Consider the following 9,093-nt stretch of genomic DNA (forward strand, 5'->3'; position numbering starts at 1 on the left):
CGCCCGCAGTGCACCAGTGAGCGAACACACCTCCAAGGCGCGGCGGAGGGCTTAGCGGGCGAAACACAGTCGGCATACGACGGATAGTTGCCTGGCGCAGTCACCATAGACGCGTGTACCGGATTTGGCACGATGTAGGGCCGGCACGCCAGCAAGACTGCGCTCAACGAAATGATTCCGCAGGCCGGGCGCTTGTATGGATCAGGACGTATCGCCGGCACCTTTTTGACGATCGGGGTACTTGCTGAAGACTCGATTGGCAAGCCGCCTCGGCCAGCAGCCTGCGCGGTTACGGCTGGCTCGGCCGCGCGCCACCGAGAGTTCGGCACCACTTGGGCCGTCGCAGTCTGCGCGGCAGCGCTGCACGCGGAGCAGCGCATCGCCGAGCTGGAGCGGGCGCCCGGCCCCCTTGAGGTATGATGAGTCGCCACCCCCCTTCAAAGAGAGCTGCTGTGTCCCGTCCGAACGTTGCCCTGCTCGATCAGCTCGCCATCGTCGTGCCGGTCGTCGCCTTGACGCTGTCGCTGCTGCCCGGCTGTTCCGGTGATGACGGGCCGCCCGCCGAGCCGCCGGTCCGGCCAGTGAAGACGGTGCTGGTGGCCACGCCCGAGGCGGGCGGGGAGCGCAAGTTCGCCGGTCGCGTGGACGCTGAGAAGAAGGCCGAGCTGGCGTTTCGGGTGCCGGGGACGGTGCAGGAGATCTTGGTCAAAGAGGGTGATGCGGTCACGGCGGGACAGGAGCTGATCCGGGTCGACCCAACGGACTACGAGATCGCCGTGCGCGATGCGCAGGCGACGTTCGACCGCACCGAGAGCGACTTCAAGCGGGCGCAGGAACTGGTCGAGGACGGATTCATCTCCGGGTCCGAGTTCGACACCAAAGAGGCGGAGTTCAAGAATGCCGAGGCGGCCCTGGCGCGTGCCAAGCAGGATCTGGCCTATACGACGCTGCAGGCATCGTTCGATGGCATCATCAGTAAGCGATACGTCGAGCCCTTCGAGGAGGTCGAAGCCAAGCAGGCCGTGCTGGCCATGCAGGACAACGACACACTCCAGGTGAAGGTGGACGTGCCGGAGAGCGTCCTACTGGCCATCCGTCCGTCGGACGCCGGGCGGCCCGAGCCGGGGCGGGTCCCCACCTGGGTCTCGTTCGACGGCCGGGCCGGCAAGCGCTTCCAGCTGACGCTGCGGGAGGTTTCGACGCGCGCCGACCCGGACACCCAGACCTTCGAGGTGACCTACACCATGCCGGCACCGGAGGACTTTCTGGTGTTTCCGGGCATGACAGCCACGGTGACGGCGGATCTCAGTCAGCTCGGCGACGCGGAGAACAGGGTGCTGCTGCCGGCCTCTGCGGTGACTGCCGGCGCATCGCTCGAGCCCTTCGTCTGGGTGGTCGACGAGCCCGAGATGACGGCGCGCAAGGTGCCGGTGGAGGTGGGACAGCTCGCCGGCGGCGCCATCGAGGTCACCGAGGGCCTGAGCGCCGGCGAGCGCGTCGTGGTGGCCGGCGTCGGCTATCTGGCCGAGGGCATGGAGGTGCGGCTGCTGCCCCAGCGCGAGGAAGCCGAGCCTAGGGCGGGTGAGCGTCCAACCCTGGCCGAGCCCGTGCCGGCGCCCGCCGACGCCGGCGGCGACGCGCAGTGAGCGTTGGCAACCGATCGTGAGCATCGCCGAATACTCGATCAAGACCCCGGTCATCTCCTGGCTGCTGGTCATCGTGCTGGTGGGCGGCGGCATCTGGGGCTTCCAGAGCATGGGCAAGCTCGAAGACCCGGCCTTCACCGTGAAGGTGGCCAAGGTCATCACCGCCTACCCGGGCGCCTCGGCGCAGCAGGTGCAAGACGAGGTGACCTACCACGTGGAGGAGGCGATCCAGCTGATGGAGCAGGTGAAGTGGATCAAGCGCTCCGTGTCGCGGCCGGGCATGTCCGACGTGACCATCGAGTTCAAGGACAGATACCGCGCCGCCGATTTCCCGGATATCTACGACGAGCTGCGCCGCAAGATGGCAGATATGCGGCACAAGCTGCCGCCCGGCGCGCAGCCGCCGGTGGTCATCGACAGCTTCGCCGACGTCTACGGCGTCTACCTGGCCCTAACCGGCGAGGGCTACACTTGGCGCGACCTCTGGGACACCGCCGATGCGCTGAAAAAGCAGCTGGTGCTGGTGCCGGGCGTGCGCAAGATCGTCATCGGCGGCGAGCAGCAGGAGGTGGCCTACTTGGACATCTCCCGCGCCAAGCTCGCGGAGCTGGGCATCTCGCTCGCGACCATCGCCAATGTGCTGCAATCGCAGAACCTGGTGGCCGATGCCGGCAATGTGCGGGTCGGCAACGAGTACCTGCGCTTCTGGCCCACCGGCGAGTCGGCCTCGGTGCAGTCCATCGGCGATACCCTGATCAGCTCCGACGACAGGCGCGTCATCCGCCTCGGCGACATCGCCGAGATCCATCGCGCCTATGTCGACGTCCCGAGCCGCTACTACTACGAGGACGGCAAGCCCGCGCTGACCCTTGGTGTCTCGATGATGTCCGGCCAGAACGTGGTGGAGGTCGGCCGGGCGCTCGACGCGCGCATCGCCGAGCTTCAGGGCAGCATCCCGCTGGGCATGGCGCTGGCGGCCATCTACAACCAGCCCGAGGAGGTGGCACAGTCGGTCGACGGCTTCCTCATCAGCGTCGCCCAGGCGGTGGCCATCGTCATCGTCGTGCTGCTGCTGTTCATGGGCCTGCGGGTGGGCTTCATCATCGGCTCGGTGCTGCTCATCACCGTCGCCGGCACCCTGTTCATCATGGCGCTGGCGGGCATCGAGCTGCAGCGCATCTCCCTGGGGGCGCTGGTGATCGCGCTCGGCATGCTGGTGGACAACGCCATCGTCGTCGCCGAGGGCATGCTGGTTCGCATGAGCGCCGGCATGTCGGCGTCCAAGGCCGCCGGCGAGACCGTCGGCAAGACCATCTGGGCGCTGCTCGGGGGTACGGTGATCGGCATCCTGGCCTTCGCCGGCATCGGCTTCTCCCCGGACAGCACCGGCGAGTTCGCCAACTCCTTGTTCTATGTGATCCTGATCTCGCTGCTGCTCTCCTGGATAACCGCCATCAGCACCACGCCGGTGCTCTGCGCGCTGCTTCTCAAGGTGGGCGACGGCAGCGGCGGTGATGAGGACGCCTACGATGGGGCGCCGTTTCGCATCTACCGCGGCCTGGTGGCCCGGGCGTTGCGCTTTCGCTGGCTGACTGTCGGCGTCGTGGTGGCGCTGTTCGCGGCTGCGCTCTGGGGCTTCGGGTATGTCAAGCAGGCGTTCTTCCCGAGCGCCAGCACGCCCCTGTTCTTCGTCGACATCTGGGAGCCGGAGGGCACCGACATCCGCAAGACCCGCGACGACGTGCTCAAGGTCTCCGAGTATCTGCGCAGCCTCGACGGCGTGGTGCAGACCAGCTCGTCTATCGGCGGCCCGCACCAACGCTTCGTGCTCACCTACGACAGCAAGGACCAGACCCCGGCCTACGCCCAGATCATCGTGCAGACCGACACCCGCGAGCGCATCGCCGAGGTCTGGCCGAAGATCGAGGACTACCTGCGCGAGGAGCTGTACTGGACCGACCCGATCCTCAAAACCCTGCTCATCGGTCCCGGCCGGGATCTGAAAATCGAGGCGCGCTTCTCCGGCCCGGATGCCTCGGTGCTGCGCGAGCTCGCCGAGGAGGCCAAGGCGATCATGCGCGCCGACCCCGACGCCAAGGAAGTCCGCGACGACTGGCGCGAGCCGGTCAAGGTGATCCGGCCGATCTTCAACGAGCAGGTCGGCCGCCAGCTCGGCATCACCCGCGACGAGCTGTCCAAGGCCATGCAGTATGCCTTCGACGGCACCCAGGTCGGGCTGTATCGCGACGGCGAGCGGCTGCTGCCGATCCTGGTGCGCGCACCCAGCGCCGAGCGCGCCGACGTGGACAGCATGCGCGACGTGCAGGTCTGGAGCCCGGTGCTGCAGCGCTCGGTACCCGTTGCCCAGGTCGTCACCGGCTTCGAGACGGTCTGGGAGAACCAGGTCATCGGCGGGCGCGACCGCGAGCAGACCATCATCGCCTCCTGCAATCCCCGCGGCCCGCTGGCATCGCCGCTGTTCGAGCGCCTGCGCCCCCAGATCGAGGCCATGGAGCTGCCGCCGGGCTATCACCTGAGCTGGGGCGGTGAGTATGAGGACCAGACCAAGGCCCAGGCGGCGCTGTTCGGCGTGCTGCCGCCGAGCTTCCTGGCGATGATCCTGGTCAGCATCCTTCTGTTCGGCAAGATTCGCCAGCCGCTGATCATCTGGCTCACTGTGCCGCTGGCCATCATCGGCATCACCGCCGGCCTGCTCGGCGCCGACGCCGCCTTCGACTTCATGTCCATGCTCGGCGCCCTGGCCCTGGTCGGCCTGCTGATCAAGAATGCCATCGTGCTTATCGAAGAGATCGATCAGCAGATCGCCGGGGGCAAGGAGCCCTACCAGGCCATCCTCGACTCCGGCGTCAGCCGCATGCGCCCGGTCGTGCTCGCCGCGACGACGACCATCCTTGGCCTGATCCCGCTGCTGCCGGACGTGTTCTTCGTCAACATGGCCATCACCATGATGGCGGGCCTGGGCTTCGCGACCATCCTCACGCTGGTGATCGTACCGACCCTATACGCGATCCTGTTTCGGGTGAAAGTGCCGCGGGCGGCGGCGGAGGTAGGGAGCAGCCAGGTATCGACCAACGCACTGTCCTGAATCGACGCGCGAACACCTGGCCCCAGCCCGACGGAGACGGCTAACCAAGCCGGTGGCTTGCTCGCCGACCTTGGGCGCAGGCGCCGACCGGGAGGCGCCAGGGTTCGCGGCGCTTGCAAAGCATCAGTCGGCATAGCCGATCAGCCACGGCGCCAGGGGCAATGGGACTGGGACAGGCGACGATTCAAGTCGAGTCCTCTTCGCGAAGGTACAGCCAAACCAGCAGGCCGATGAACGCGAAAACGACGCTGTTGAGTGCCGTGTCGATGAGGGTTCCGACAATCATGGCCGCGCTTGCCCTCGCATGGCTGCCCGCTCCTCGCGTTGCAGCGTCTTTAGGAACGCCACCGCCAGCAGCGGCAGGATAAACACGAAGGGGATGGCGCCGAGCGCAATGATGCTGCGCACCACGCCGGTGTCGCCGGTGAGCATCATCGCGAGCCCCAGCGCCGCCAGGATCACGCCCCAGATGAGCTTGATGCGCACCGGCGGGTCCTCGTTGCCGCCGGTGGAGAACATGGACAGCACGAAGGCAGCGCTGACCACGCTGGTCACCAGGAACAGGAAAGCGGCGGCCACCGTCAACGCGCCGGTGAGCGAGCCCAGCGGCAGCGCGTTCAGCACGAAGAAGGTCGTGTTCTCCGGCTGGCTCAGCGCGACGTCCACCACCGGCAGATCGGTGTTCTGCGCGGCATAGAACCCAAGCCCGCCGAACACGCCGAACCAGAACAGCGAGAACAGGCTCGGGACGAACACCACGCCGAGCACGAACTCGCGGATGGTGCGCCCGCGGGAGATGCGCGCGACGAACACACCCACGAAGGGCGCCCAGGCGATCCACCAGACCATGTAGTTGAGCGTCCAGGCATGGAACCACTCCTCGAAGGCCTCGCCGAAGAACGGAAAGGTCGCGAAGCTCTGCCGGACCAAGCTCGATAGATACCCGCCGATGGAGTCGACGATGCCGTCCATCAGCGCGTGCGTCGGCCCCACCAGCAGGATGAAAATCATCAGCACGAAGGCGATGCCCATGGCGATGTTCGACAGCACCGCCATGCCGCGCGAGAGGTCCATGCTCAGCGGCACAAGGAAGGCGATGCAGAGCACCGCGAACACCGCGAGCTTCAGCGCATCGTCGCCGCCGCTCAGCCCGAACAGGTTCGTGATGCCGCCCTGCACCTGGAACACGCCGATGGCGAGGGAGCCCGCGAGCCCGATGGCGATGGCGTAGATGGCGAGCAGATCCGCGATCCAGGCCACCGGCCGCACCCAGCCGCCACGGCGAAAGCTGTAGCGGATGGGCGTGCCGATGATGCCGGGCTGGCCCTTGCGGTAGGCGTAGTAGGCGATCACCAGCGCGGTGACCGCGTAGATGCACCAGGCGTGCAGCGCCCAGTTGAAGTTGGTCACCACCATCGCATAGCCGGCCGCGGGCCCGGCCGCGCCGAGCTGCTCCTGGATCAGCTGATAATGGGTGAGCGGCTCCGCGGCGCCGTAGAACAGCAGCCCGACGCCCATGCCGGCCGCGAACAGCATGGTGAGCCAGCTGACGGTGGAGAACTCCGGGCGGTCGTCGTCCGCACCGAGGCGCACATTGCCGAAGGGCGAGAGCGCGAGCCAGAGCACCAGCACCACGATCAGGCTCGCCACCAGCATGATGAACCAGGCGCGGCTCTCGAATTGCTGGGCGACCTCCTGCTGTGCGAACGCAGCGAGTCCAGCGGTGTCGAGCACACCCCAGAGTGCGACGAGTGCCGTCAGCACCAGCGCGGTCAGCAGCAGCGGATTCTTGAACAACTCGCCCTCCGTTGAGCGGAAATTCCTCAGCGCGCGCCCGCCTGTGCGCTCGGCAGGCGCCGCGGCGAGGGTAGCACCGCAAGCGTCACATCACCACGCGGCACTGACTCCCTTTTGCCACCAGCCTCGGTGTCCGCGATCCGCGGCAATGGCCGCTTTTGCTGGGACACAAGGATACGCTGCAGGCGGGACTGACTATACTCGCTAGACCAGCCACCGCCTGCGATCGGCGCCGGCGGCATCGACGACGTCGTGCATGCGCCAACGTTGACTCGACGCCTGGATAAGAGCTTTCCGCTCGAGGACAAGGCCCTGCTGGGCGAGCTCCAAGACCGTGATGGCGTCCTTGCCGAGTGTCGCAACGCCATCAGCGGCGAAGCGACGAACAAGAAATAAGCGCCGCGCCGCTGCGATCCGGAAAGTTGCCTATACGCGGCTGCGTTACCGCAGCGGGCGACGACCTGACTGGTTCACGCGGGCTTGCAGGGTCACGGCCTGATGCGGCGAGATTGCACAGCCATTCCCAAGGGGTCAACACGAGGAGACATCGATATGACGAGAGTGCGTCACCTGCCGGTGCTGCCGGCATTCGGAATCGCGGCGGCTCTTTACGGCGGCGCCGCTTTGGCATCAGCGAGAGAAAGGAACATCGACTAAGCACAGGGGACACGGCGGGCCGCGCGCGCTACGGCCTGCCCAGGCTGACGTAGCCGGTGGTGTCGCCCTCGCCCGAGAGGCCGAAGCCCACGAAGAAGGGGCCTAGCCAGGTGTCGGCCCCGAAGAAGAGACTGCCGCCGTAGCGGGTCTCGCTCGGATTGAGGGGCTCGATTACGTCCCATTGCCGTCCGACCTCCAGCGATCCGCCGAGGTAGAGGCCCTTGCCGAGCGGCGGGGTCAGCGTGGTGAGCCGATGGTAATAGATCAGGCTGCCAAACGCGTACTCGTTGCCGCGAAACTGCTCATTGGCGTAGCCCGAGAGCTTGAGGAAGCCACCGAGCGGGAACTGATCGTAGTAGGGCATCTGGTCACCGAACGCGGTCCCGCCACGCAGGTTGGCGACGAGGGTGTTGGGCCCATTGCTGAGCGCCGTGACGGCCTGGATCTCGGTCCTGATATACGCCTCCTCTGCGCCAAGCGCCTCGGTCGGCGCGAACAGATCGATTTGGGCGAAGCTGCCGCTGCGCGGGATCGCGCCGCTGTCACGCGTGTCATGGAGCAGTCGGGCGCGCAAGCCCGACTCTGTGTTGTGTAGTTGGGGCACGAGTGACGAGCCGGTGTCCACGTCGGCATCGACCTCACCGAACAGGAGGCCGAGTCGCAGCTCGGCGAAACGGCCGAAGGTGGTACCTAGGTCCACGCCGACGCGTTGGCGCGTGATGTCGTAGCGGGCCACCCGGTCATTGCCCTGAAAGAGGCCAAGCGGGACCTTGCCCAGATCGATGTAGGGGGCGACGAAGGCGGTACGCGCCGCATCGAAGGGCTGGTAGAACTCCGAATAGAGCTGAGGCTCGTTGCCCAGGTTGACCTGGGTGAGCCACTCGCCGCCCAGGTCGTTGATCCAGGTCTGGCGATAGGTGGCGCGCAGCCCAAAGCGGCTGTCGCCCTGGAAATCGCTGGTGAGGCCAAGGCCGAAGCTCAGGTAGCCCGGTCCCCAGGCCTTCTCGACGGCGTCGACGATGAGCAGGTTGCGCCCGCCGTCGCGCTCGATGCGGTAGTTGACGCGCTCGAAGTCCCCCCGTCCATAGAGGCGGCTCAGGTCGCTCTCGAGCTGGGCGCGGTCGAGCGGCTGGCCCTGGTGTCTGTCCACGACCGGCTCGAAGAGCTCCGGGCTGACCCGCTCCAAACCCACGATGCGGACTTCATCGATGTGCTCGACGGATTGGCGGCGACGCTCCACCGATGCGCGCCAGGCGGCGTACTCGCTCGGGCTCACCCCTAAGCGCGCGAGCTGATCCGAGACCCGGCGGGCGGCCGCGACACCGGTCGCGATGGCCTCCGGGCCGCGGGCGAAGTCGCCGGGGCCGATGTCGCCGAGCTGCGGTGTGACCAGGATATCGCGCTGAGGGTCGATCTCGGTCATCGACCGCGCCTCGTTCTGGGCGAACACAAAGTTGATCATCTGCCCGATGCTGCCGAGCACGGAGCTCAGCTGCTCGCGGGTCGGCGGTTTGGAGTCGAGCTTGACCACGATGAGTCGGTCGACGCCCATCGCGCGCGCGATGTCGACGGGAAGATTGCGCACCAGTCCGCCGTCGACGTAGATCCGATCATCTGTCTCCAACGGTGCGAAGACGCCCGGCACGGCCATACTCGCGCGCATGGCCAAGGGCAACGGCCCGCGGTCGAAGACGACCATCTCGCCCGTCTGGAGGTCCGTGGCCACGGCGCGAAACGGGATCGGGAGCTGATCGAAGTGCGCGACCCCCTCCGCCGCTGCGGTCAGATCGCTCAGATACAGGACGACCTCCTGCCCCGAGATCGCACCCTTGGGCAGGCGAAGCTCGCCATCGCGCCGGCCGATGCTGAAACCGAAGGTCGGGTTCA

5 protein-coding genes are annotated in these 9,093 nt (G+C 66.9%); 3 read left to right on the forward strand and 2 right to left on the reverse strand.

All coding sequences use genetic code 11. From position 1 onward, the window contains the following. The first annotated feature begins 452 nt into the window (after positions 1–452). Positions 453–1,646, forward strand: coding sequence for an efflux RND transporter periplasmic adaptor subunit (locus tag I6U14_RS16775; RefSeq protein WP_296900800.1), 1,194 nt, complete (start codon positions 453–455; stop codon positions 1,644–1,646). A gap of 16 nt (positions 1,647–1,662) precedes the next feature. Beyond that, positions 1,663–4,752 (forward strand): efflux RND transporter permease subunit, encoded by a 3,090-nt coding sequence (locus I6U14_RS16780; protein WP_296900802.1) that lies wholly within the window; start codon positions 1,663–1,665, stop codon positions 4,750–4,752. A 282-nt stretch (positions 4,753–5,034) separates the two neighbouring features. On the opposite strand, the gene I6U14_RS16785 is transcribed toward I6U14_RS16780, so the two are convergent. Next, entirely contained in the window at positions 5,035–6,549 is a 1,515-nt protein-coding gene (locus I6U14_RS16785) for a BCCT family transporter (RefSeq protein WP_296900803.1), read from the reverse strand. Between the two features lie 267 nt (positions 6,550–6,816). Here I6U14_RS16785 and I6U14_RS16790 point away from each other — a divergent pair, with 267 nt between their 5' ends. Next, positions 6,817–6,945 (forward strand): hypothetical protein, encoded by a 129-nt coding sequence (locus tag I6U14_RS16790; RefSeq protein ID WP_296900804.1) that lies wholly within the window; start codon positions 6,817–6,819, stop codon positions 6,943–6,945. 289 nt (positions 6,946–7,234) lie between these two features. Here I6U14_RS16790 and I6U14_RS16795 read toward each other — a convergent pair. After that, the coding region (locus tag I6U14_RS16795) for a patatin-like phospholipase family protein (protein ID WP_296900805.1) at positions 7,235–9,093 on the reverse strand (1,859 nt) is incomplete at its 5' end.

The organism is Thiohalocapsa sp. (assembly GCF_019695415.1).
Taxonomy (GTDB): domain Bacteria; phylum Pseudomonadota; class Gammaproteobacteria; order Chromatiales; family Chromatiaceae; genus Thiohalocapsa.